The organism is Rossellomorea vietnamensis (genome assembly GCF_001305855.1).
GTDB classification, from domain to species: domain Bacteria; phylum Bacillota; class Bacilli; order Bacillales; family Bacillaceae_B; genus Rossellomorea; species Rossellomorea vietnamensis_A.
This window is the reverse complement of sequence record NZ_LIXZ01000005.1, coordinates 271,310-294,538: the sequence shown is the minus strand read 5'-3', so window position 1 is coordinate 294,538 and position 23,229 is coordinate 271,310. Positions and strand designations below refer to the sequence as shown.

28 protein-coding genes are annotated in these 23,229 nt (G+C 39.5%); 21 read left to right on the top strand and 7 right to left on the bottom strand.

The genetic code is table 11. The features are described 5' to 3' along the window. Positions 1-21: 21 nt before the first annotated feature. Both AM506_RS08935 and AM506_RS08930 read right to left on the bottom strand, forming a co-directional pair. Positions 22-1,044, bottom strand: a complete 1,023-nt coding sequence (locus tag AM506_RS08935; RefSeq protein WP_235576082.1) for an STAS domain-containing protein — start codon at positions 1,042-1,044, stop codon at positions 22-24. A gap of 177 nt (positions 1,045-1,221) precedes the next feature. Next, positions 1,222-1,986 carry an SDR family NAD(P)-dependent oxidoreductase gene (locus AM506_RS08930; protein ID WP_060672134.1) on the bottom strand — a complete coding sequence of 255 codons (765 nt, stop codon included), beginning with the start codon at positions 1,984-1,986 and terminating at the stop codon, positions 1,222-1,224. A 91-nt stretch (positions 1,987-2,077) separates the two neighbouring features. Between AM506_RS08930 and AM506_RS08925 the strand changes: the two genes are divergently transcribed. From AM506_RS08925 to AM506_RS08905, 5 genes are all read left to right on the top strand, one after another. Beyond that, positions 2,078-2,434: a MerR family transcriptional regulator gene (locus AM506_RS08925; RefSeq protein WP_060672133.1), complete on the top strand. Its 357-nt coding sequence runs from the start codon at positions 2,078-2,080 to the stop codon at positions 2,432-2,434. Positions 2,435-2,597: 163 nt separating this feature from the next. Continuing rightward, positions 2,598-4,754, top strand: a complete 2,157-nt coding sequence (locus AM506_RS08920) for a YhgE/Pip domain-containing protein (protein ID WP_060672132.1) — start codon at positions 2,598-2,600, stop codon at positions 4,752-4,754. Between the two features lie 129 nt (positions 4,755-4,883). After that, positions 4,884-5,771 (top strand): YegS/Rv2252/BmrU family lipid kinase, encoded by an 888-nt coding sequence (locus tag AM506_RS08915; protein WP_060672131.1) that lies wholly within the window; start codon positions 4,884-4,886, stop codon positions 5,769-5,771. A 12-nt stretch (positions 5,772-5,783) separates the two neighbouring features. Next, positions 5,784-6,095 carry an iron-sulfur cluster biosynthesis family protein gene (locus AM506_RS08910; protein ID WP_060672130.1) on the top strand — a complete coding sequence of 104 codons (312 nt, stop codon included), beginning with the start codon at positions 5,784-5,786 and terminating at the stop codon, positions 6,093-6,095. Positions 6,096-6,195: 100 nt separating this feature from the next. Continuing rightward, a complete protein-coding gene (locus tag AM506_RS08905) occupies positions 6,196-6,570 on the top strand; it encodes a nucleotide excision repair endonuclease (RefSeq protein ID WP_060672129.1) in 375 nt (124 codons plus the stop codon). A gap of 102 nt (positions 6,571-6,672) precedes the next feature. On the opposite strand, the gene AM506_RS08900 is transcribed toward AM506_RS08905, so the two are convergent. Together AM506_RS08900 and AM506_RS08895 are read right to left on the bottom strand one after the other, a co-directional pair. Next, positions 6,673-7,107, bottom strand: coding sequence for a hypothetical protein (locus tag AM506_RS08900; protein ID WP_060672128.1), 435 nt, complete (start codon positions 7,105-7,107; stop codon positions 6,673-6,675). Positions 7,108-7,354: 247 nt separating this feature from the next. Beyond that, entirely contained in the window at positions 7,355-7,915 is a 561-nt protein-coding gene (locus tag AM506_RS08895; protein ID WP_060672127.1) for an MEDS domain-containing protein, read from the bottom strand. A gap of 192 nt (positions 7,916-8,107) precedes the next feature. Between AM506_RS08895 and AM506_RS08890 the strand changes: the two genes are divergently transcribed. After that, on the top strand, positions 8,108-8,632 hold the full coding sequence (locus AM506_RS08890; RefSeq protein WP_060672126.1) for a GNAT family N-acetyltransferase: 525 nt from the start codon (positions 8,108-8,110) through the stop codon (positions 8,630-8,632). Positions 8,633-8,943: 311 nt separating this feature from the next. After that, positions 8,944-9,654, top strand: a complete 711-nt coding sequence (locus AM506_RS08885) for a class I SAM-dependent methyltransferase (RefSeq protein WP_060672125.1) — start codon at positions 8,944-8,946, stop codon at positions 9,652-9,654. Between the two features lie 43 nt (positions 9,655-9,697). Here the strand turns inward: AM506_RS08885 and AM506_RS08880 are convergent, their stop codons facing one another. Further along, positions 9,698-10,576: a LysR family transcriptional regulator gene (locus AM506_RS08880; RefSeq protein WP_060672124.1), complete on the bottom strand. Its 879-nt coding sequence runs from the start codon at positions 10,574-10,576 to the stop codon at positions 9,698-9,700. A gap of 115 nt (positions 10,577-10,691) precedes the next feature. Here AM506_RS08880 and AM506_RS08875 point away from each other — a divergent pair, with 115 nt between their 5' ends. Beyond that, complete coding sequence (locus AM506_RS08875) at positions 10,692-11,777, top strand: citrate synthase/methylcitrate synthase (protein WP_060672123.1); 1,086 nt, start codon at positions 10,692-10,694, stop codon at positions 11,775-11,777. Positions 11,778-12,025: 248 nt separating this feature from the next. Further along, a complete protein-coding gene (locus AM506_RS08870) occupies positions 12,026-12,538 on the top strand; it encodes an NUDIX hydrolase (protein ID WP_440480348.1) in 513 nt (170 codons plus the stop codon). A gap of 126 nt (positions 12,539-12,664) precedes the next feature. Here the strand turns inward: AM506_RS08870 and AM506_RS08865 are convergent, their stop codons facing one another. Further along, a complete protein-coding gene (locus AM506_RS08865) occupies positions 12,665-13,171 on the bottom strand; it encodes a GNAT family N-acetyltransferase (protein WP_060672122.1) in 507 nt (168 codons plus the stop codon). A 248-nt stretch (positions 13,172-13,419) separates the two neighbouring features. Here AM506_RS08865 and AM506_RS08860 point away from each other — a divergent pair, with 248 nt between their 5' ends. The 4 genes from AM506_RS08860 (at position 13,420) to AM506_RS08845 (ending at position 16,606) form a co-directional block, all read left to right on the top strand. Further along, positions 13,420-14,067 (top strand): pentapeptide repeat-containing protein, encoded by a 648-nt coding sequence (locus AM506_RS08860; RefSeq protein WP_060672121.1) that lies wholly within the window; start codon positions 13,420-13,422, stop codon positions 14,065-14,067. A gap of 284 nt (positions 14,068-14,351) precedes the next feature. Continuing rightward, complete coding sequence (locus tag AM506_RS08855; RefSeq protein WP_060672120.1) at positions 14,352-15,263, top strand: ABC transporter ATP-binding protein; 912 nt, start codon at positions 14,352-14,354, stop codon at positions 15,261-15,263. Positions 15,264-15,278: 15 nt separating this feature from the next. Next, positions 15,279-16,022 carry an ABC transporter permease gene (locus tag AM506_RS08850; protein WP_060672119.1) on the top strand — a complete coding sequence of 248 codons (744 nt, stop codon included), beginning with the start codon at positions 15,279-15,281 and terminating at the stop codon, positions 16,020-16,022. A gap of 125 nt (positions 16,023-16,147) precedes the next feature. Further along, the gene (locus AM506_RS08845) at positions 16,148-16,606 is read left to right on the top strand and encodes a GNAT family N-acetyltransferase (protein WP_060672118.1); all 459 of its coding nucleotides are present in this window, start codon (positions 16,148-16,150) and stop codon (positions 16,604-16,606) included. A 94-nt stretch (positions 16,607-16,700) separates the two neighbouring features. Here the strand turns inward: AM506_RS08845 and AM506_RS08840 are convergent, their stop codons facing one another. After that, complete coding sequence (locus AM506_RS08840) at positions 16,701-17,189, bottom strand: sigma-70 family RNA polymerase sigma factor (protein ID WP_060672117.1); 489 nt, start codon at positions 17,187-17,189, stop codon at positions 16,701-16,703. A gap of 262 nt (positions 17,190-17,451) precedes the next feature. On the opposite strand from AM506_RS08840, the gene AM506_RS08835 reads away from it, so the two are divergent. From AM506_RS08835 to AM506_RS08795, 8 genes are all read left to right on the top strand, one after another. Further along, positions 17,452-17,742 carry a hypothetical protein gene (locus AM506_RS08835; protein WP_060672116.1) on the top strand — a complete coding sequence of 97 codons (291 nt, stop codon included), beginning with the start codon at positions 17,452-17,454 and terminating at the stop codon, positions 17,740-17,742. A 364-nt stretch (positions 17,743-18,106) separates the two neighbouring features. Continuing rightward, positions 18,107-18,559: an NUDIX domain-containing protein gene (locus AM506_RS08830; protein WP_060672115.1), complete on the top strand. Its 453-nt coding sequence runs from the start codon at positions 18,107-18,109 to the stop codon at positions 18,557-18,559. A gap of 290 nt (positions 18,560-18,849) precedes the next feature. Further along, the gene (locus AM506_RS08820) at positions 18,850-19,344 is read left to right on the top strand and encodes an NUDIX hydrolase (RefSeq protein WP_060672113.1); all 495 of its coding nucleotides are present in this window, start codon (positions 18,850-18,852) and stop codon (positions 19,342-19,344) included. A 64-nt stretch (positions 19,345-19,408) separates the two neighbouring features. Beyond that, positions 19,409-20,071 (top strand): HAD family hydrolase, encoded by a 663-nt coding sequence (locus AM506_RS08815; RefSeq protein WP_060672112.1) that lies wholly within the window; start codon positions 19,409-19,411, stop codon positions 20,069-20,071. Between the two features lie 161 nt (positions 20,072-20,232). Further along, positions 20,233-20,460 (top strand): hypothetical protein, encoded by a 228-nt coding sequence (locus AM506_RS22730; RefSeq protein ID WP_034759521.1) that lies wholly within the window; start codon positions 20,233-20,235, stop codon positions 20,458-20,460. A 239-nt stretch (positions 20,461-20,699) separates the two neighbouring features. Continuing rightward, positions 20,700-20,975 (top strand): helix-turn-helix transcriptional regulator, encoded by a 276-nt coding sequence (locus AM506_RS08805; protein ID WP_060672111.1) that lies wholly within the window; start codon positions 20,700-20,702, stop codon positions 20,973-20,975. A gap of 39 nt (positions 20,976-21,014) precedes the next feature. Next, a complete protein-coding gene (locus AM506_RS08800; RefSeq protein WP_060672110.1) occupies positions 21,015-22,286 on the top strand; it encodes an MDR family MFS transporter in 1,272 nt (423 codons plus the stop codon). A gap of 186 nt (positions 22,287-22,472) precedes the next feature. Beyond that, on the top strand, positions 22,473-23,147 hold the full coding sequence (locus AM506_RS08795) for a serine/threonine protein kinase (RefSeq protein ID WP_060672179.1): 675 nt from the start codon (positions 22,473-22,475) through the stop codon (positions 23,145-23,147). Positions 23,148-23,229: the final 82 nt, after the last annotated feature.

Sequence of the window (23,229 nt, the reverse complement as noted above, 5' to 3'; positions counted from 1 at the left end):
AATAATCCTGCCTACTTACTATTACATCTTCTTGATGATTTCCATGCCTAATTGATCCAACGCGTAGTTGACTCCCTGTTGCAGGATTGAAAAGCAGGGAATATGGTTTATGCGATAGCCACTTTGGGTGACTTTGATACTCAGTTCAGAAGAAATCCCTACAAGTAAACAAGTGGTACCCAATAGGGAGGCTGCACTTACGAATTTCTGGATGAAAGATAACGTATAATCATCCACCCTGCTGAGACTGGTCAAATCGATAATCAGAAACTCAGCTTTGTAGCGCGGCAGATTGAGAAGTGTTTTATTAAGCAATTCTTCAGCTCGAATTTCATTATAACGACCAACGAGAGGGACCACGAGAATCGAATCCAATACAGGAATGATCGGAGAAGAAATTTCTTTAATGATCTCGGATAACACTTCTGTTCTCTGTTTTGTAATACGATCCAATTCTTCTTGGGCTGCTAAGGTTTGCTCTTCCATTAACGCATTGACATTCAACGAAGGAGATATATCGGATGCGAAAAACTCATATACGCTGCAGTCATCACCACTGATCTGGCTTTTAGCCACCCGATACCAAACCTTAGAGCCGAATATTCCTGTCAGGACACCAGCCCAATGACCAGGCATGAAGGTACCTTCTTTTTCTTTTCCCTGTGCCACATTCACTTTATATTCCCATCCATTGGAAACTTGGACGACAGCCGTTTTATCTTCAATGGAATAGGAAAGAATCTCTGTTATCCCCCAGCCAGCCGTTACATAAGTGTTAGGGAGTTTATCCAGGATTTCTTCAGGTTTCCCGATGGACTTCAAGTAAAAGTCACTGACAATCAGGCCGGTACGGTAGCCTGCTGTTTCAAGGACCAATCTTGCCTCTTTTTCACCAGCGATCTCTTCGATTGAATCAATCAGCGTTTTAAAAGCAGTATTCACCCAGAATAAAACGACCTCATCATTTTCAAATGTTATGGATCCCTTATCCAAATCCCAATCAAACAGAGATCCATTCACGTCAATGTCATACTTCTTCATCATCTTAACCCCCAACAATACCAGAATAAATTTCTATCTTTTCTTTATGTAAATGGATAATTCAAATACTACTGATTTACCCTATTAAAATAAAAGATAAACCACCCTAAAAAACAGGTGGTTTAATGATGATGAAATGGTAGCTGTGGAGTTGAAGTTAAAGATATTTGATTACTAATATTATTCCTTAGATGCCCGTTTAGCATATGGATAAATAGGATCAACTAAATTGAACCCATAGGTTTCTCCGTTTACAATCCCAACCACCTTGTCACTGTCATAGAGATCGAGCATGAATTGTGCCATTTCTTTCGCTGTATGATACTGGGGGACATTACCGTCATAATTGAATTCGGGTACATCAAATGATCGCTGTGCAAACTCGGTTTCTGTCGCAGCAGGTGCCAATACTTTCGCTTTCATCTCGGAACCTTTTGAAGTAAGTTCCTGAGCGAGTCCCTCTGTGAATGCACTCACATAGAACTTCGTTGCGCAGTAGGTTACGGCATCAGCAACAATCGTGTACCCTCCACCTGAAGAAACATTGATCAGTTGAGTACCAGCTACATGTTCAAAATCCCGTACAAATAGCGAAGATAACAGAGTCAATGCTTCGACATTAAGATGTAACATGCTTTGGATTTTAGTGAGATTTTGCTCAGGTACGGAATCGAAATTCCCAAACCCTGCATTGTTTATCAACGTTTGAATATTATACTGTTTCAAGTTTTCATAAAACTGATAGACGTTTTCGCTAATAGATAAATCAACTGTCATCGTAATGACATCCACCTCTGGATAAGAGGACATGATCTCACTCTTCAGTTCATTCAATTTATCTTCCCTTCTGGCAACAGCAATTATATTCTTTCCTCTTGCTGCAAATGCAAGTGATGCCTCGTACCCGATCCCCGAGCTTGCTCCGGTAATGACTGTATAATTCATGTTTTATCCTCCTGTCTGATTATGATACACTTCTATCCTAAGGGTTAGAGTGGACTCTAAGTCAAGGGTTTATACATAGGAGGAATCATACATGTTTAGTATCAGTGAAGCATCGGAAGCATTGGGGGTCACTTCCCATACTCTTCGTTATTATGAAAAAGAAGGAATCATCACACCCAATCGTTCCAGTACAGGTATTCGAAGTTATACCGATTCCCACCTTAAATGGCTGAAATTCGTGATGAAATTAAGGGAGACAAAAATGCCCATCTCCACCATTAAAGATTATACCGGGTTGGTGATGGAAGGGAATCATACAAGAAAAGAGAGATTGACACTACTCGAAGAGCATCAAAAAAATATACAACAACAGATTGAGATTCTTTTATCCACCAATGAAATGTTGAATGACAAAATTGGATCGTATAAAAAGGCTTTGGCAGAATAAAAATAAGCGTGAGTATTGTAAGCCTTTATGGGGTATCCGTCTTCCTTTGTCGGATACCTTTATTTTGTGAATTCCGTTGTTTTCAAGAATGGGTAAGTGAAGATTTGGAAGTTGGGTATACTAAGTTCCAAACAAAAGGTTCGGGACAAAGGAAGGAATTCATATGCGAAATAGCTGGAGGATTTTCACACGGGATATAAAAAATGTTTCCAGGAACTGGGTGGCTGCATTTTTGATAGGTGGATTAATGTTGTTACCATCTTTGTATGCCTGGTTTAACATCGGTGCCTCGTGGGACCCGTACAGTAAGACCGATCAGCTTCCGGTCGGGATCGTGAATGAAGACAATGGGGCAGAACTCAGGGATGAAAAATTGAATATTGGAATGGAACTTGTAAAGGAATTAAAGAAAAATAATGATATGAACTGGAAGTTTGTTGATAGAAATAAAGCGATGGATCGTGTTGAGTACGGGGAGTATTTCGCAGTCATCATCATCCCGAGTGACTTCTCCAAGAAGTTAGCCACTGTCATAGATGATAAACCTGAAAAGGCAACCTTGGAATATTACGTAAACGAAAAGATCAATGCCATCGCCCCGAAAATCACAGCATCCGGGGCAGGTGGAATCGTCGATAAAATTACGGGATCATTTATATCGACTGTCAATGGGACCATTTTTGAACTGTTTAATGAGCTTGGAATTGAGATTCAAAAGGATCTACCTGACATAAAAAGGTTTGAGGATTATGTATTTACAGTAGATCGAGAGTTACCAGGAATCGGTGCTGTCCTGAATGAATCTTTATCGGATGCCGAGAGTGCCAAACGGATTATTCAGAAAGCACAGGCTGAAATTCCTGATGTGAAACGTGTGACGAATCAGGGGCTTGATACGATCGATCGGACCACGGATTTTCTTGGAAAAGCTGAAAATGAATTAAACGAGATGGCTCCAACCATTCAAGAAGATTTGGAGCGAGTACAGGAAATGGCTGCCAGGGTCAACGAATTCCTGGGGCAAATTGAAACCTCTTCTATTGACCTTAGTGGAGCAGAAACCATTAACAAGCAGGCAGCTGATAAACTTGCCATTTCCATCCAAACGATTGACACGGTTGAAGCTTCCTTACAATCGTTACAGAAGAATGAAGAAAATCCAAACCAGGAACAGATTGAACAGGCCTTATATCAGCTGGAGAAAGTTAAGTTGGAAATGCAGAGTATTCAAAAAGAAGGTCAGAAACTAAATGATATCATTGCAACAAAGCAACAAGACGTGAACGAATTGATCAAGGGCATCCAGGATCGTGCCAGCAAAACGGATAAAGATATGGATGCACTTATAAAAAGATACAAACAAACGATTGAACCGGCTGTATTAAGTGAGGTAGCTAAAGCGAAGGGAACGTTGAATGAAGCAAGGAACATCCTGCAAGACATTCAAAGCACCATTCCGGAAGTGGAAAGGATTCTCTCTAATACAGATAAAAACCTCGGAAAAGGAACCGAAATCCTTCAAAATGTTTCAAGTCAATTTACGTATGTTAAAGATAAAATCAGCCAGCTTGCCGGCCGTATCAAAGATATCCAGGGGGAAACCGATATCAATGAAATCATTGAACTCCTTCGGAATGATCCCAATGCAGAGAAAAGCTTTTTTGAAGAACCGGTTGTCTTAAATAAAAATAGTTTGTTTCCAATACAGAATTACGGAGCTGCCATGACCCCGTTTTACACTGTGTTAGCCATCTGGGTGGGTGCACTATTGTTAATCTCACTATTAGCAACTGAGGTCATCTCTCCTCATGAGTTTACTGAAAGGCAAATTTACTTTGGGAAACTTCTGACGTTTCTTTGTATTGGTTTCATACAAGCCATGATTGTAACCGTTGGAGACATTTTTATCCTGGGGGTTCATATAGCAGAACCTGGTTTGTTTATTGTCTTCGGATTATTCATCAGCATTGTTTTTATGATTGTGGTGTATACATTGGTATCGGTATTTGGGAATATTGGAAAAGCGATGGCCATCGTCCTTCTGGTCCTGCAGATTGCAGGAGCCGGAGGGACTTATCCAGTGCCTCTTTTGCCGTCTTTTTTCCAAACCATCCATCCCTTTCTCCCGTTTTCTTATGCCATCGATCTCATGAGGGAGGCAGTTGGCGGGATTGTTTTGGAGAGAGTGTATAGGGATATGTTAATTCTAACCCTATTCGGCGTCTTTGCTTTGTTATTCGGCACTTTTTTTAAAGGACCGCTAAGTAAAAGGACAAAAGCTTTTATGAAAAAATCAAAAGAGTCCGGGTTGTTCCATTGATCATGTTGATGATTTGGAAAACGGGTATTCCAATTGGTTTCCTTGCTTTTTCACGTTGGAAAAGGATTCCTCTCTTTACATTTAGGGTAAAGCCTAATGAAATACATAATATAAAAGGGAGGAAATAGCGTGAAGCAAGCCATGTTAATCGTCAATCCATCTTCCGGTAAGGAATTGGGAAAACATTATAGTGACCATGCACTTAAAACGATGAAGGAGATGGGATACGAGACCTTTTTGCGTTTGACTAAAGGAGAGGGGGACGCAATGGAATTTGCGAGGGAAGCTTGTGAGAAAAGGTATGATTTCCTGGCCGCTATGGGAGGGGATGGAACGATCAATGAAGCCATTAATGGAATGGCTGAACAAGAGCATCGTCCGTTATTTGGTTTGATCCCACTCGGAACGGTCAATGATTTTGCACGGGCCCTCAATATCCCAATGAAACCTGAAGAAGCAATCGAGATCTTCAAACAAAACCATGTACAAAAAACCGACGTTGGAAAGATCAATGATCGATACTTCGTCAATATTGTGGCAGTCGGTGCATTGGCAGAGGCGTCATTTTCCACACCTGTCGAACAAAAGTCAAAGCTTGGGCCACTTGCCTATATAATAGAAGGAATGAAGAAGATGAAGGAGAAGCAGCCGTTCGAGCTTAAGGTACAATCCGAGCATGATTGGGAAGGGGAAGCCCTTCTTATGCTCATAGCCCTCACCAATTCGGTTGGTGGAATGGAAACGATCGCACCGGAAGCGAAGGTGAATGATGGACAGCTACATGTCTTCATCATTAAAGATATGGCTTTGCCTCAGTTCCTCCTTTTATTACCGAAAATCCTGTTAGGTGAATTAGCAGGAAGCGAGCACGTTCACTATATGAAAGTTACCAACCTTCAGGCAAACTCTACCTATGAGATGATAGCCAATGTCGACGGGGATGAAGGAGATATGCTTCCGATCACAATTGAGAACTTAAAGCAGCATCTGGACATACTCGTTCCAAATAAGAAGTAGGAGGGTGCTACATTGAAATTAGAGATCACACCAACAGCAAAAGAAAAATTGAACGAAATTCCTGAGGGGAAAATCATTCAGTTATCCTTTGACATGGGAAGCTGTGATATTGTCAACAACATATATGAAATGAAAGTAGTAGAGAGGAGAGAAGCGGAATCCGATGAGAAAATCATCCATTCGGAAAATCTCGAATTCATTGTTAACGAGGACTTTGAAGATACGTATGAACATGATCTGACCATCGACTTTAGAAATAATTTCTTTGTTTTTAAAAATAGGAATCAAATCTTCAATAATAGGATCGGACTGCGTTATGTGTAAAAGCACTCTTTATTTTAATGGTAAGTGCTTCGTTGTATAGTAATTCCAACCTTTTTGTGTTACTATTACCTCTTACAGCAAACAAAGGACGTGACCATTCATGATAAACATTCAAATCCCTCAGGCGGATATTTCCATAACGGAACGAAAGCAGCCAAAAGACTCTGAAGAACCAAAGATCAAAAGCATCCAAGGCTTTATCGATCTTCATGAAATTCCAAGAGACAAGGGCGGCATCATCTTATTTTATAATATCAATGATGAACTTCTTTTCGTTGGGAAAGCTAGAAAGCTGCGACAAAGAGTCAAAAAGCATCTTGAAGATACCGTATCACCACTGCGTAATCACAGAGGCGAAGTCTACCGAATCGACGTAGCTATCGTAGAAGACGCAATGGATCGTGACATTTATGAGACATACATCATCAATAAACTGCAAGCGAAATATAATGTAGACAAAGTGTTCTATAAGTAAGAATTAAAAAGGTACCAGGGTCCCGATAGAGGAGCCTGGTACCTTTTGGTATAAGTGGACTTGTGTGAGGCTTCTTTATATATTCCGTAGCGTTTTCGAGATCTATCGGGCATATGCTGGATTCCATTTAACCAACAACTCTTCCCGCACACCAAAATAAGTTGTATCCGTCCGATCAGTCACTCCGTAAGAAATCTCCGTGCCCTCATCATTCCACTGAATGTTGATCGATACGACGACAGAAGGTCTCTTCACTCCGGCTATCTCAATATCGACCGGTTGATTCAGTTCAAATAACGTTTGATAGCTGATTTCCCGCCTTTGAACCGAAGGCGGGGAGGGAGAATCTTCAATGTTTACATATTTCTTTTTGCCATCAAGGATATCATACGTAATGAAAGATTTACCGGGTTTGATCCAGTACACGATTTGTACAATACGCCCTGGCTTTAAAGAAGTTCCGGTAAATGTTTCAGGAAGAAGATCCTCATATTCAATGATTTCGTTCAGTTTGATGGGATTAATGGTTCCTTTCACAAGAGCCCCTCCTAACTATAAATGTAGAAAGCATTATAGTTATAGTTATTGGGGGGAAGTGGTTCATAGAACCATTCCTTTTTTAAGAGAATCATATAAATAAGGAAACAGATGTGTAAATATATTGAGAATAAAATCGATGATGTAAACATTATTTGATGGACATATGCCCCATACGTAAAGCCCTCCTGAAAAAGGACAAACAAGTTCATAAATAAAAGACCCATTGTAAAGGGGTCTTTAAAGTTTACTTCCTTTTATATAGCATGGATAATCGAAAACCTTCATCAGTCAACACATATTGATGAAGCATTTCCAATGTTTCTGTCATTGTACTTGATAAGCTGTTGCCCTGATATGCGCAAACAGAAAGCATGCCTTCCTGATGAACATAATCATCAGCAATCGATTCAAACTCTTTGATTAAATTTGAGTTTGGTTCTTCCGCGACCCATTCGACATGGCCCCAGGTTCTTATGGAAGAATTCAAGTTCTTAATGACGGAGAGATCTTTCTGGAAAGCTCTGAGAATATGCTGAGTGTTAAAATCTCCATGAAAAAAATAGTAGTCAAAGTTATCAACTAATGAAATGGATGAGAGCTGTTCTTCGGTATACAATCTGTTCATTCTATTCTTGACCTTGGTGATATTTCTCATGCTTTCAACTATCAGCATGTGTTGCTTATTTTCCAAACCACCCCGAATAAATAACATCAAATTTCGTATGTAGGCTTCCTCCTGTTGAAATGGATAAAAAACATGACCTTTTTGTATCGTTCCTAGCTTTACATCATGTAAGACTTCCATATATCCTCACCTCTCGTCCAAAGAAATTCTTCCCTTTACACCAGGTTTCTTTAAGCATAACATAAACGTGTGAGAAGCTATACACATTTATGATTGAATATTCTAACAATTATGCGTTAGAAATAATGATCACCTGTTACATTCTGTGGTCTTTTCACTTTATCTTCTAGAATGAGAAAGAGAGGAAAAGAGATGAATCTTCACATTAAAAAATTAACCCACCCAAACACTACTATCCTTAAAGCTTTAAATCAATGGGATAACGATCCCGATTTAATACCATTCATTCACCCAAATCAAAACAGGGAAGAGCTTGAACAACAGAGCGATATGAATCTTGATGAATTGAAGGATCGATTGGATTCTCACCATACGTTTCTTCTATATCTGGAGAACAAACTTGTGGGAGAAATGAATTACATGATCGATCCCGGTCATCTATATAAAAAAGTGAGGGGAACTGCCTGGGTAGGGATTACGATTGGAGATCCCGGGGCACGTGGAAGGGGAATAGGGTATAAAGCCATTCGTCATTTGGAAATGGAAATTAAAAAACACGGGCTAAATAGAATCGAACTTGGTGTTTTTGAGTTTAACACCCAGGCTTATAAGTTATACAGGCAAATGGGCTATCAGGAAATAGCCAGGATCCCTGACTTTACTTATTGGAATGATAAAATGTGGTCAGATATCCGCATGGAAAAAGTATTGGCTTGAGTCTTTATATCTATCGCTTATTTATTACAATAATGTAACAAATGTAACAAAAACATATGGTTAGCTGATCGTCACTACACTCTTCAGTGTGTTCAGATTCTTCTCGGTCAAACTTTAACTAGTTTACATACACATTACCTTTAAAGACATTTAAATCCTTTAAAATGGGTTTTCTGGGGTCGTTAAATCGCATATATGGCTCTTTCTTACCCTTTAATCAAACCATTAAATAATATATTTGTAAAATCGTGGTAACCTTTCATTCACTGTAATAAAGTAAGATGAAATCAGTTGATTAAGGAGGGAACCATATGGAAGAAAAAATTCATACTTACGATGATATACTTACGATGCTAGATTCATACTTACGGGAGCCTGAACCATTTTGGGATGAGTTTTTTTCTGATCGAGAGAAATCAATACCTATCTTTGTTAATGCACCTGACGAGAATTTAGTGTCTTATGTTGAACGCGGTACTGTCAGCCCAGGAAAAGTACTTGAATTTGGCTGCGGCCCGGGCAGGAATGCCATTTACCTTGCAGAAAGGGGATTTGAGGTTGATGCAGTCGATGTATCCAAAACGTCCCTCGAGTGGGCCAAGGAAAGAGCTGACGGAAGAAATCTAACCATAAACTTTCTTCATCAAAATATATTTGATTGTGACCTAAACATCGGGAAGTACGACTTCATATACGATTCAGGATGTTTTCACCATATTGCTCCTCATAGAAGGATAAGTTACATAAATCTTATTGAAAGAACGTTAAAGCATGAAGGACACTTTGGCATAACGTGCTTTTATAAAGGCGGGGAATTAGGAGGTTCTGATATATCCGATTGGGAAGTATATAAAAAAGGCTCACTGATGGGAGGATTGGGGTATACAGAAGAACGATTAAGGAGGGTTTTCCATTCATTAAAGCCCATTGAAATCAGAAAAATGATCGATAAAAAAGATACAGAGAACCAATTCGGCGTCTCTGACCTACTGACTGGACTTTTTCAAAAAGATCATATGTAAAGCGGATGCCCTGTTCACTGTAACATGAACAGGGCATCTTTCTTCATACTCTGAAGCGAGAAAGGAATCGTAAAAATTCCTTCTGTGTTTTATGCAGATATTTTGTTATCGCGTAGGTATTAGCTTGTGGCATGGGAAAAGCACTTGTATGGACCTCCAAAAGCCTCCCTTCCAAAAGTTCTCTCCTGACTGACGAGGAGGGTAGATAGGATACGCCGAGTCCTTCTGCGATGAATCGCTTCGTAATATGTGTCTGCGAAACTCTCATCATCCTTGTTTTCGGATAAAATTGTTTGATGGTATAACAAAGTTCATCCCAATAGGAAGGATGATTATGGGTCAATAAGTAATTCGATGCCAGTAACTCCTCTTCTTCCAGGGGCGGTGCAGATTCAAAATCCCTTCCATCATGAGGAGCCACCAAAATGACTTTATCAGTAAATAAAAGAGTCTGTTCAAGTTCAGGACTAAAAGAGGGGAGACAGGAAAGTCCGATATCCACCCTTTCTTCCAAAACTGCCTTTTCTATTTCCGTAGATTCAATGATTTCAACCGATATTTCAACTTGGGGATGTTTCTCCAGATATTGTTTTAAAACAAAAGGTAATACATTATCAGCAATCAAAGGGGAAATGGCCATTTTGAGTGTGGTCGTGTATCCCTGACTAAAGGATTGAATGTCGGTTATGCCTTCCTCATAAACCTCGATCAATCTCTTAGCATTTTGTAAATAAGATCTCCCCGCTTCTGTCAGTTTGATTTTCTTGCCTTCTCTTTCGAAAAGGGCTACTCCGAGTTCCTTTTCAAGTTGTTTAATATGTACCGTCACGGTCGGCTGTGAGATATATAATCGCTCGGCAGCTTTTCTGAAATGATTGATCTCAGCCGCGATAATAAACGTTTTAATGATATTCAAATCCACTGGATCCACCTCATCTTTATTATAAATTGTAATCAATTCAATTAAATATATTTAATTTTCTTAATTATAAATCCATTATACAATAATTGTAATAAAGGAAAAGGGGTTGTTTTGCATGTTTAGTGAAGGATTAAAAGGGATAGTAGCCGCTCAAACGTCGATCAGTCACATTTATGGAAAGGAAGGTATCCTTATCTATAGGGGATATGAAATCGGGGAAATCAGTCATCTGTCATTTGAAGAAGCGGCTTTCTTGTTGTGGTATGGTTATCTTCCAACAGAGGAGGATGCAGAGGAAATCAAGAATAGATTGAACACTAATCGAAAACTGACACCTGGAATGAAGGATATCCTTCATTCTCTACCAGAAGAAATGGACATCATGAGTGCATTAAGGACGGTTATTTCCTCTCTAGGAGTACCAGAATACAATTGGAAGCCGACTATAGAGCAATCCTTGCGATTGACAGCCGTCATTCCTACCATCATAGCATACCGATTCAATCTGGTGATGGATCGACCTCTATTCGAACCAGTTACCGAGCTAAGCCATGTGGAGAATTATCTATACATGTTAACAGGAAAAAGTCCGTCTAAAGCGGTTGCGGATGCACTTGAAACGTATATGGTCCTTACCCTGGAACACGGGATGAATGCTTCTGCCTTCTCTGCAAGAGTCACGGCCTCAACGGAGTCTGATCTCGTTTCGGCCATCACTTCAGCAATCGGGACAATGAAAGGTCCCCTTCACGGTGGGGCACCGTCCGGGGTCATTGACCTATTGAACGAAATCGGTGTGGCAGAAAAAGCGGAAAGTGTCATCAGAGGGAAAGTACTGAAAGGTGAGAAGCTGATGGGGTTTGGTCATCGCGTCTATAAGACTCATGATCCAAGAGCCATCGCTTTAAGAAAGAAGCTGTTAGAAAATCAGGGCGATGATCCCTCTTTGGATTTGGCACTATTTGTTGAGAAGAAAGCCATCGAACTTTTAGCTGAAATGAAACCAGGGAGGTCCCTATACACCAATGTGGAATTTTATGCTGCCGCCATCATGAAATCGATTAATCTGCCATCAGATTTATTCACACCTACATTTACAGCCTCTCGCATCGTGGGTTGGACAGCGCATGTATTGGAGCAGGCTGAAAACAATATTATATTCAGACCGCAATCCGAATATATTGGAATAAGGAAAGCCTAAAATGAATAACCTGCGTGTTCTTCTTATGGGGGTAAATGGTGAAACGCTTAGTTCTTAAGCGTTTTTCTTTTTTAGTGAATGTTCATTCACCTGAAGGAGATTAGGGAATTTTGTCGAATTCTATTTAATGGTACGTATTTGTATAAGTCATTTCGGCTCCATTATTAAATTGGAAGAAGTGATTGTCTTTTCAAATCAAGTCGTTGAACTATCTATTATTCTATACTATTCGAGGGAAAGGAGAGACAGTGTTGTTTGAAACCGTATTGGGAAAACCAAAAAGTGAGATCATGGAATACAATATGAAATATAGAACCGCAGTGAAAGCAGTGATCATACAAGATGGTAAAATCCTTCTCATGCATTCCAATAGGGGAGATTATAAATTTCCGGGAGGCGGGGTCGAAGAAGGTGAAAGTCTGTCTGCTGCCCTCATAAGGGAAGTGGCTGAAGAAACCGGCTACATACATTGCATGGTAAAAGAGCCTGTTGGTATCGTGACACAAAGATATATGGACATGTATGAAGCGGGTACATTATTCGAAATGACTTCCCACTACTTTCATTGCGAACTTTCAGACGGGGATAGAATACCACAACAATTAGAAGAATATGAGTCGGAGCTTGAGATGACTCCCCGATGGGTTACAATGGATGAGGCCATTGAAGGGAATGAAATGCTGATGGACAAGTACGAGAACAATCGGTGGATTAAAAGGGAAAACTATGTTTTGGAAGAATTAAAGAAATTATATGAATAGGATATAAACGCTTACCTGAAATAGGTTAGGCGTTTTCTTATTAATAGAGGTTAAGGAAAAGAGCTGTCCGTATATGCCCCAGCTCTTTTCGATATGAGAAACCTTGTGTTTAAATTCCCCTTTTAGTTAGATTGTCAATCCGTATTTTTTCAGTTCTTCTGTATCATCAGGCAGTGTCACATATCCTTCAAACTTCATATCCAATTTTTCAAGAAGTCTAGAGGAAGATTCATTATCTTTTGTCGTAATCGCCACCAGACGTTTAATCCCCTGCTCTTTAGCAAACTCCACCGTAGCGCATGCTGCTTCATATGCATATCCTTGAGATTGATAGTCAGATAAAAAGGCAAAGCCAATATCAACATCCTCGAGACCGTCTCGCTTAATCAGGCCACATAAACCGATCGGTGCACGATCATCCTTACGTTCTGCCAAGAACAATCCAAACCCTTCACGTTCATACATGGCTCGGGGACCATTCTCAATATAATTCTTCGCATCATCTATAGTGCGAATCCCTTTATCTCCAATGTAGTTCAGCCATCCAGGTTCATTTAACAATGTTTTAATAAATTCTGCATCAGTTATCTCCACCCATCGCAGGGTAAGGCGTGATGTTTCTGTTACATTCATGTGGAACACCTCACTTAATCATTTCCATCTTATTTTAACCCGAAATATCAAATAGTGAAATCATTCCTTGCCATAATCAAATCGGGTAAAGGGTGTAAGTTAGTTATAAACAATTGCAGCTAAAAGGGGTAGGGGTCCACCACTCTCATCATGCGAGACACACACCTGAAAAAAATCCAAGACTACTATTCAATTTTCTTCATGTTATAGTTTCTTTATACAAAAATGAACATAATCGAGGTGTACTCATGGTGAATAAATTTAAAATAGAGGGTCCAAAAATCCCTGCTCGTATAGAGACAGCTAATTTCCAAGATGTCTATTATGAGGAAGATCCATTCCTATCGAATTGTATGATTGATAATGCGAGACTGGACCAGGAAGAGATCAATCAGCTCGTGATCTCAAAAGTAATATTCAGAAATGTTTCGTTTACCGGCGCATCTTTCCCTCGAATCGACATGACAGATGTCGTATTTGAGAACTGTGACCTGTCGAATGCAAAATTCAATGATGGAATCATACATCGGGTCATCTTTAAAGAATGTAAATTATTGGGAGTGAATTTTTCCAGTGCCCATTTAGGAAATGTCCGCTTTGAAGAGTGCCTGGCGAATATGAGTGACTTTGTTGAAGCAAGATTAAAACAAGTGATATTTAATCAGACCTTTTTACAAAATGCCAATTATTCTGACTGTGAACTTCTTAAGGTCAACTTTCACCAATGCAATCTTAATGATATCGACTTCACTCAGACTGACCTCAAGGGTATTGACATCAGTACCTGCAAGTTTACACGCATCAACGTGGCTCTTGAAAATCTTTCTGGTTGTGAAGTTTCACCTGATCAGGCGATCGGTTTCGCAAGCTTATTAGGATTGAAAGTGAAGGAGTAGACTTGAGACTTAATAGACTGTCAGCTTGTTTATATACCATCCAATCATAAACCCTTAATTCAAAAAAATGCATGAATCCATTCAAACCGGCATATCCATGTATCAGGGTCCACCTGCTTTCAATTCGAAGAGGTAACGTTAAATTTTCATTAAACGATATGGAACATACAAAAGGAGTGGAAGACAATCCCACTCCTTTTTCTTTCGTTTTTGTGCAAATGAAACTTTTACCAATCATGATTCGTACATTTTATTATGAGTGACTGTTTAAAGGAGGTTCATTTATGATCACGGTTGATCACGTAAGCAAGCGGTATGATTCACTTCAAGCGCTTAATGAGGTTCATTTAACGATTCAAGAAGGGTCTTGCTTTGGACTTGTAGGTCCCAATGGGGCAGGAAAATCCACACTAATGAAGATACTCTCTGGAGTTTTACAAAATTTTGACGGGGATATCATTGTACAAGGGATATCTATCAAGAAAGAAAGGGTAAAAGTTAAAAAGCTCATCGGCTATATACCACAAGATATTTGTTTGGAAGAAACACTGACTGCAAAAGATAATTTACTGTACTTCGGAAGCCTTTATGGGCTGAAAGGCAAGGACCTTCAAGATCGCACCGGGAAAGTGTTACAGCAAATCGGTTTAGAAGAACGGGGGAAAGACAAAGTCATCACTTTTTCCGGGGGTATGAAGCGCCGGTTGAATATCGGATGTGCCATTCTCCATGATCCCTCCATTATCATCATGGACGAACCGACAGTGGGAATTGATCCACAATCAAGAAACTCGATTTTTTCCATCATACAGGAGCTAAAGGAAAAGGGGAGTACGATCATATATTCAAGTCACTATATGGAGGAAGTAGAGCAGTTATGCGACAGCATCGGACTGATCGACAAGGGTGCCCTAGTCGAATGTGGGACTATGGCTGAGCTGCAGCAAAAATATAATAAACCGTCATTGTTTATCTCAGGAGAAGGTTTGGATGAAGTGGATCTAACCACACATGGAGAGGTAGAAGCGAAAGGAAATGGATTTCTTCTGCAAAGTGATGATCCATTGATGACGCTGGAAAAATTGATTGCCGAGTTTCGCATCCAAAACATTTTGCCAAGAAGGCTCGAGTTATATCAACCGAAACTGGAGGATATCTTTTTCAAATTAACGGGAACTCAACTTCGGGATTCATAGAAAGGGGAGAATGCTATGTGGGCGATTGCCAAAATGGAGTTAAAGAAAAATATACAGGATAAAGGCTTGTGGTTTTGGACGTTTATCTTACCGATTGTCTTCATTATTGCCTTTGTATCCATTTTTTCAGGTGATGAAAATACAAGTTACAAGGAAGTCGTCACTCAAATCATTCCAGGTTATACAATCATGTTTGCTTTTTATATTATGATTTCCATGGTCATCGGGCTGGTGAAGGATAGGGACAAAGGAATGGTTGCAAGGATCGCGAGTACCCCACTTCCGATCAAGAACTATTTTATAGGGAAATGGATCCCTTTCATGGTGATCGTTTTGATTCAGATTGCTGTACTATTTGGTTTTGGCGTCGTTGTGTATGACCTTCCTTTAGGGGATCCCCTTGGACTGATACTTTTATCACTTTCGTTGGCATTTATAGTAACCGGCTGGGGCATGGCACTTGCCGTACTCGTGAAAACGGAGAATATGGGTATTGCACTTACCCAGATCATAGCCCTTGGTGGCGCAATGCTTGGAGGATTGTGGCTACCTGTTGATCTTATGCCGGATTTTATGCAAACGATCAGTAAGTTATTGCCTCAATATTGGGCAATTGAAGGGTATAAGGAGATTATTCTAAAGGGAGCCACCACTTTAGATGTTTTATTCAATATATTGATTATGGTCATTGCCGGAATAGCTGGTGGGTTGATTGCCATTGCTGCGTATCCTCGGTTTCTCAGGTCATCCAAAAGTTAAAAAAATAAAATGAATGTTTTCTTTGTTTTTGAAAAATTAAAATAGATTCTCCGCCATCTAGTAATATATGCTATGATTCAATGGTCTTAGATATAAGAACATCCCAGATTGAAAGGGGAACAAGTGTGAGTAATAGTAATGTGAAAATCGCAGAAGTTAACGCCGAAAACTGGTACGAATGTTGTCAGCTCGAACTATCCCGTGAGCAACAGGAATTTATTGAGCCCAACGCCATATCAATCGCTCAATCGAAATTCGAACCGACGTTAAGACCATTTGCCATTTATTATGAAGATAAAGTAGTTGGATTATTAATGTTCAATTCTGAACGTGAAGAATTGGATGCTAATTGGGTTTACCGGATTATGGTGGATAAAAACTTTCAAGGCAAAGGAATCGGAAAAGCCGCAACAGATCTGATGATAAATGAAATGATGGAAACCTATGATATTAATAGAATCGTTGTAGGATATCATCCCGAAAATCAGGGTGCTCACCGTTTATATGAGAGTTTGGGATTTGTCGATCATGGTGACCGATTTGGCAGGGAAATGGCTGTAGTGAAAGAAGTGACGTGTAACTAGCTATTTCAAAAGGGCCAAAAATGCTTGGCCCTTTTGAATTGAAGTTGCATTTGAAGCTGAAAGTACCTATTATCTTTAACGGAAGCATTATCATTTACCCGTTTATGTCCAATATCCCCCGAACCCTTTCCTTTGCTCCCTTCCGCCATTTTTTTACAGCGGATAAGGAAACATTCTCAACCTCTGCAATTTCACTGACTGTCAACATATGCAGACAAGTATACACGACCCATTTTCTCTGGTTCGCAGTTAAGTCCCCGCAGTAACTGTACAGCAATTCTTCAGCCAGCCCTTCATTTACATGCTCATCCTCGATCATGTCAAAAAACTCCGTCTCTTTGAAAACACTTTTTTCTTCATTGCGATTTTCATTTGTCAATTGAGAAAGTATTCTGCCACGTACATATGAGTAGGCATAAGCAGGAAATGCCCCTTTATCCGGATCGAACTTTTGATGAGCCTCCCAAAGAGCGATGAGACCGGTCTGATAATATTCTGGTTTGTTTTTGTAAATGTGTAAAGAATGAATGATCTTATGAATCATCCTGTCATATTCCATATGAAGCTCTTCAAATTTCTCCAAATTAGTATCCTTTTGACCGGCGCGCCGTTCTTTGTATTCCCAGGTAGCTTAACCTTACAAAGGAACAGGGCTTGAGACAAAAAGGGGTAGTACAAGTTTTCAAAGGAGAAACTGGGCCTTCTCAAAGGTCATCATCATGCTTTAGTGCTCAGGAATTCATCGTTTTGCTAAAATTCTATGGGAGTGTTGTAAACGGTAAGTGTTTAACAACATTCACCATTAGCAATACTAAAAGGACCATCCACAAAAAGGAGGTCATAATATGCCTAAGAAAAACGAAGAACACTCCGATGTCCTTCTTAGGAAAAATGAAGAGATTGAAAAGCTCGAACATATGTTAGCCGCCGTCCTTCACTACTTATCAGATGATGAAATTGAAGAAATCGATATCGAATACCTGCTTTCGAATACGGATAATCTACGGGACTGGTGGGGTGGCTATCGGGAGAAAAACAAAAAGAAGGTAGAAGATGAGATCAAAAAATCCCTAAACAGGTTATCTCTTGAGGAATTAGAAAATATCCGGGAACAAATAAAGAATAAAGATGGATAACATCTAGCCTATTTCAAATAGCTAAAAGTAAAAATATACCGTAATAATATTATGTGAATTAAGTTATGTCTCAAAGAGAAGTTCAGGAAGAGACACCCTTGTGGAGAAGGGTGTTTCTCCCTGAACACATACTATTAAAAACCTCTAACACCTGATGCATATATGTTGGATTAATAAAGATATGCGCCATGTGGAGTCACTTTATAACATTAGCAGGATTTATGATGTTAAATATTGAAAAGAGTATATTTAGAAGACTTTTTATTGCACTATAAAAGAATGTTAAAAATCTATTAAATAATTTCAGTGTCATAGAATGGTTTATTCAAAGAGAAATGAAGAGAAATTGAAGGAGAATTGCCATATGCGAATTCGTAACTCAGCAAAAGCCATCATTATCAAAGACAATAGGATTCTTCTGACGAAAAACATAGACGAAGAAAGTATTTTTTACCTCTTCCCCGGGGGTGGACAGGAACATGGTGAAACACTTCATGAAGCTTTAAAAAGAGAATGTTTCGAGGAAATTGGATGCGAAGTGTCGGTAGGAGAATTAATCCATGTAAGAGAATATATTGGTAAGAATCATGAACATGCATCATTTGATTCCGACGTGCATCAAATGGAGCTTTATTTTACGTGTACCCTTGTCCACGAATGGAACACTGATCAAACTCCATCTAACCCCGATAGCCATCAAGTCGGTGTAGAGTGGATTGATTTAAATAAACTGAAAGACTATAGATTCTATCCTAAAGAAATAGAATCATATATAGTCAATAGAACGTCCAGGGTATATCTCGGCGACATTAACTAGAACTACCCAGTACACTTTAAAAAGGGAGGGAAAATTGTTGCGAATAAGTACGTTTTTGACGGGCATAATGGCAGGCATTTATTCTAGCGTGTTAGATGGTTTTGAGCAGGACTACAGTTTGAATTCTTTCTTCAGTGCTTTCATCTTAGCGCTGTTAACAATAGGGACGGGGCTTCTATTGCACAGGCTCCCCTTAAAAGAAAAATCGAGTGAATTCTGATCATGCTCTTTTATGGCTCAGATGCTGAACTGAATATACATAATAGTCTATCGTTAACGGAGTGATAATGATGAATTCTACATATGTACGTTGGGGGAATGCCAAAGTGAAATTGACATGGCGTCAAGACTCTATCCTTCCTGACACAACCCGAGTCACCAGTGTGCATGGCTTCTGTTTTAAAAATGGAAAGCTGTTGCTCGTGCATCTCCATAAGAGAGGTTGGGATTTTCCAGGTGGGCACCTGGAAAAGGGGGAGTCCCCTATAGAATGCTTAAAAAGGGAAGTGAAGGAGGAAGCTTATGTATCAGGCACTTCCCACTTATTAGGGTACCTGATAGTGGATCATCATGATAATCCACACTGGAATGAACAAAGCGCTTATCCCAAAGTAGGTTTTCAAGTTTTTTATGCCATGAACGTGGAAGTAATAGATGCATTCAGAGCAGAATTTGAATCAGCTGAAAGACGTTGGATCGATCCAGATCATGTGGCTGATTATTACTCTGAATGGAACGGTGTGTACGGAGAGATTCTTTCTCACGCGCGTACAGTAATTTTGTGAGATTTTATTTTAAAAGGCAATTCAACATTGATTATATAATGCAGAGAGGAGGAGAGGGGCATTTATGATTAAAGCTGTCCTATTCGACCTCGACGGAACACTTCTAAACAGGGATGCGTCTGTCCAAGTATTCATCACACATCAATATGATCGACTCTTCCATTGGCTCCATCATATTCCGAAAGATTTATATACATCCAGATTCATTGAATTGGATCAGAGGGGTTATGTGTGGAAAGACAGGGTTTATAAGCAGCTGATCGAGGAGTTTTCAATAAAAGAATTAACGTGGGAAGAACTGCTTGACGATTATATCAGTCAATTTAAACATAGCTGTGTACCGTTTCCTCATTTACTTACTATGCTAGATGAATTACAAGCGGGTGGTATAAAATTGGGGATGATCACGAATGGCTTAGGCGAATTTCAAATGGACAATATCCTGGCTCTTGGAATTGAACCTTACTATCTGGAGATTCTTGTCTCTGAATGGGAAGGGTTGAGGAAGCCAGATCCTGAAATCTTTAAGAGGGCGATAAAAAAATTACATGTAGAACCGGAAGAATGCGTCTTTGTCGGAGACCATCCCGAGTATGATGTATACGGTGCCCAAAGAGTAGGCATGAAGGGGATTTGGAAAAGAGACTTTCATTGGCCAGGTGCACAGCATGCTGATGCTGAGATTGATAACTTATCCGATCTTCCACGCTGCATAAGGAACTTTTAATGTAATATTTGGCCTTTTGAAGACGGGAATCCCCCATTTAACATATTATACTAGACAAAGCTACCACTATTAAATTGTTGGAATTTCTAGTATAATAGTCTTCTTGATACTACATATTCAGTGTTGCTCACTGGAATTGAATCAAATCAGGAGGGTCTAAATTGTTAGAATTCAGTAAATTATTAACAGAACCAGTAAAAACAGTTGCCATCAATATAGCTATTGTTTCAATAGTCACCATATCGCTTACCACACTTATATATACGGTACTTAAATTCATTAAATTACCAGAAAAGTTCATCGAAAATATCATCGGCCTGATTGTAGTGTTCGTAGGAATCGGCACCGTTTATTATTCACTTAGATGGGATTTATTCCTCGCATTATAAATTCCTATAAAACCAGCAAAAAGCATCTTACGTGGTGCTTTTTTCTTTTGTAAAAAAATTCCTTTCCATTTCCTCACTTCATCCTAAAGTCTTATATCCTTTCATCTAAAAAGACCATGTTATGTTCCCGTCAATTCCATATAGTATAAATAGAAAGGACTTATCCCCCCTTGATAATATGGAGAACTTTCTTTATATTTAGTGAATACCGTTTTACCAAATGTTGGAGGTAACTATCTATGAATGACATGAAGAAATTTTGTAACTCCATTAACACCTGTTTCACCAAAGAAAATTCGACTTTTGACAAGCTTAATATGGGGGATATTATATCCTTACTGCGTTTAAAGTCTCAAATGACTCAAGAAGAGCTGGCTAAAAAAGCAAATGTCTCTACCCAAACCATTAAAAGACTTGAAGGAGGTAAGAAAAATGTAAGTGATATCACTTGTCGAGTAATTTTAGAAGCATTGGGGGTAAATATTTCAAAACTGACAAAGCTTCTAGACGACTGAAACGAAGGACCGTCCAATCGAAAGAGAGAAGGAATACATATGAGATTTAGAGATTTTCATAAAAATATTAAAATACGTATCATTGAAACATTTATGAGCCGCTTTATTGGTAGCATGATCTTTCCATTTATGTCGATCTACCTGGCCGTTCATTTTGGAGCAAGGGTAGCCGGGTTATTACTTTTGATCAATGTATTTGTAGGAATAGGAATCAATTTTCTTGGAGGGTATTTTGCCGATCAATTTGGCCGGAAGAAAATTATGTTATTCGCAGAATCGCTCAGGTTTCTGGCTTTCCTCACCATGATGGTTTGTAACTCACCCTGGTTTGAATCCGCCACTGTCACATTCGCCATGATGACGGTCAACAGCATTTGCTGGGGCCTTGCAGGACCTGCCAATCAGGCTATGATGATCGACGTCAGTACACCTCCACAGCGAAAGCTCATGTACTCGATCACCTATTGGGCAAACAATCTGTCCATCGCAATCGGAGGAATCATAGGGGCTTTCTTATTCAAGGCTTACCTTTTCGAGCTCTTTCTGGCACTGAGTGTTGCATCCGCCATTACCGCAACCTTGGTGGCGTTCTTCATTGATGAGAGCTATACGCCGTCGGAAACCGAGTTGACAGTCCCTCAGCACGTTAAACATCTTATATCAAACTACGGAAAGGTCATGCATGACAAGCTGTTTGTTCTGTTTACCATTGCGGGGGTGCTTATTCTTTCCATGGAGTTCCAGCTCACAAATTACATAGGCATTCGACTAAGTGAAGAAATGCCTTCGCAACCGTTTCTTTTCTGGGACATAAACGGCGTCCAAACAATGGGGATCCTTCGAAGTGAAAATACGATTCTGGTCGTCTTCCTCATGCTTTTTGTCACAAGGATTCCACATTCATTCAAAGACAGGAACGTACTTGTGTGGAGTTGTTTCTTCTTTTCGATAGGGTATGCGGCACTTGCTTATTCAAATAACCTGTACATTTTGTTCTTGATGATGGCGTTACTCACGATAGGAGAAGTGTTCCGCGTGCCCGTAGAGCAGTCGTATATGGCAGCCATTCCCCCTGATGATGCCCGCAGTTCCTATATGGCATTTAACGGGCTGAAGTTTAACCTATCCATGTTGATCGCATCCGTCACCGTCACACTCGGAGCGATTCTACCATCAAACATCATGGCCGGGATCATCCTCACCATTGGACTTTCTGGTACGATTATTTTAAAAATGATTTCTCCAGAATTGGATAGGCGAAAAGAAGGAGCGGAATTGAAGCAGAATCATGACGTTGTTAAAGCAGTTTAGAATATTCGTTGGAAATAGATAAGGCATACTTATAGAAGTGGTTCATTCAGGGATTGTTTAAAATTACTAAGAAGATGAGAAGGCTTTGAGTTGAAATTTGAAATGGGCGGATGCTATATTATCCTGAATAAGGTACGAATCCCTTTCATACCTTTAATAGTGTGCAATCGGACGAAGGGAGAGCCTATGGATAATAAATGGGAAGTCGCACTACCTTCTTTATCTCAAATGACTGTGTCTTCAAATGCAAATAACGAGCCTGTCACAATCCATGGCAGTGATGAAACTTTACGATGCATTGGCGTGGGGACCGACGCGGCTGTCTTTCAATCCATTTATGCACCAGACTTCGCATTCAAATTGTATGCTGAAGATAAAAGATCTAAAATAAAAAGTGAAGAAAAAGTCTATCAAACCATCGGGGAATCCTCATATTTCTCCACCTGCTATGCAGCCTATGATACATTGCTGGTGCTAAGTTTTGAAAAAGGATCTACCCTTTTTGATTGTTTGCTGCAGGGGATCAAAATTCCTGAACAAGTGGTTGAAGACGTTGAAAATGCAAGACAATATGTGCGTGATCGAGGAATGAATCCACGTGATATTCATCTTAAAAACATTTTATTGCAAAATGGAAGAGCAAAAATTATTGATGTATCCGAATATATTCAGCCTGGAAATGATTTCAGATGGGAACATTTAAAGAAAGCTTACGAAGATCATTACCATCTTATAGAAGGCCGGGCAGTACCATTTTGGTTATTGGAGACCATACGAAAATGGTATAACTCATGGAATAAGCATTATAGTTCATATGAGGAGTTCATGAAAAGAGTATCAAATTTTACTTCCTTTAAATAACTCTTTAAAGCGTTCAAGGCATCTCTTGCTTTGAACGCTTTTTTGACGAAGTAGAGTCATAAATGAACTCAAATGAGTTGTA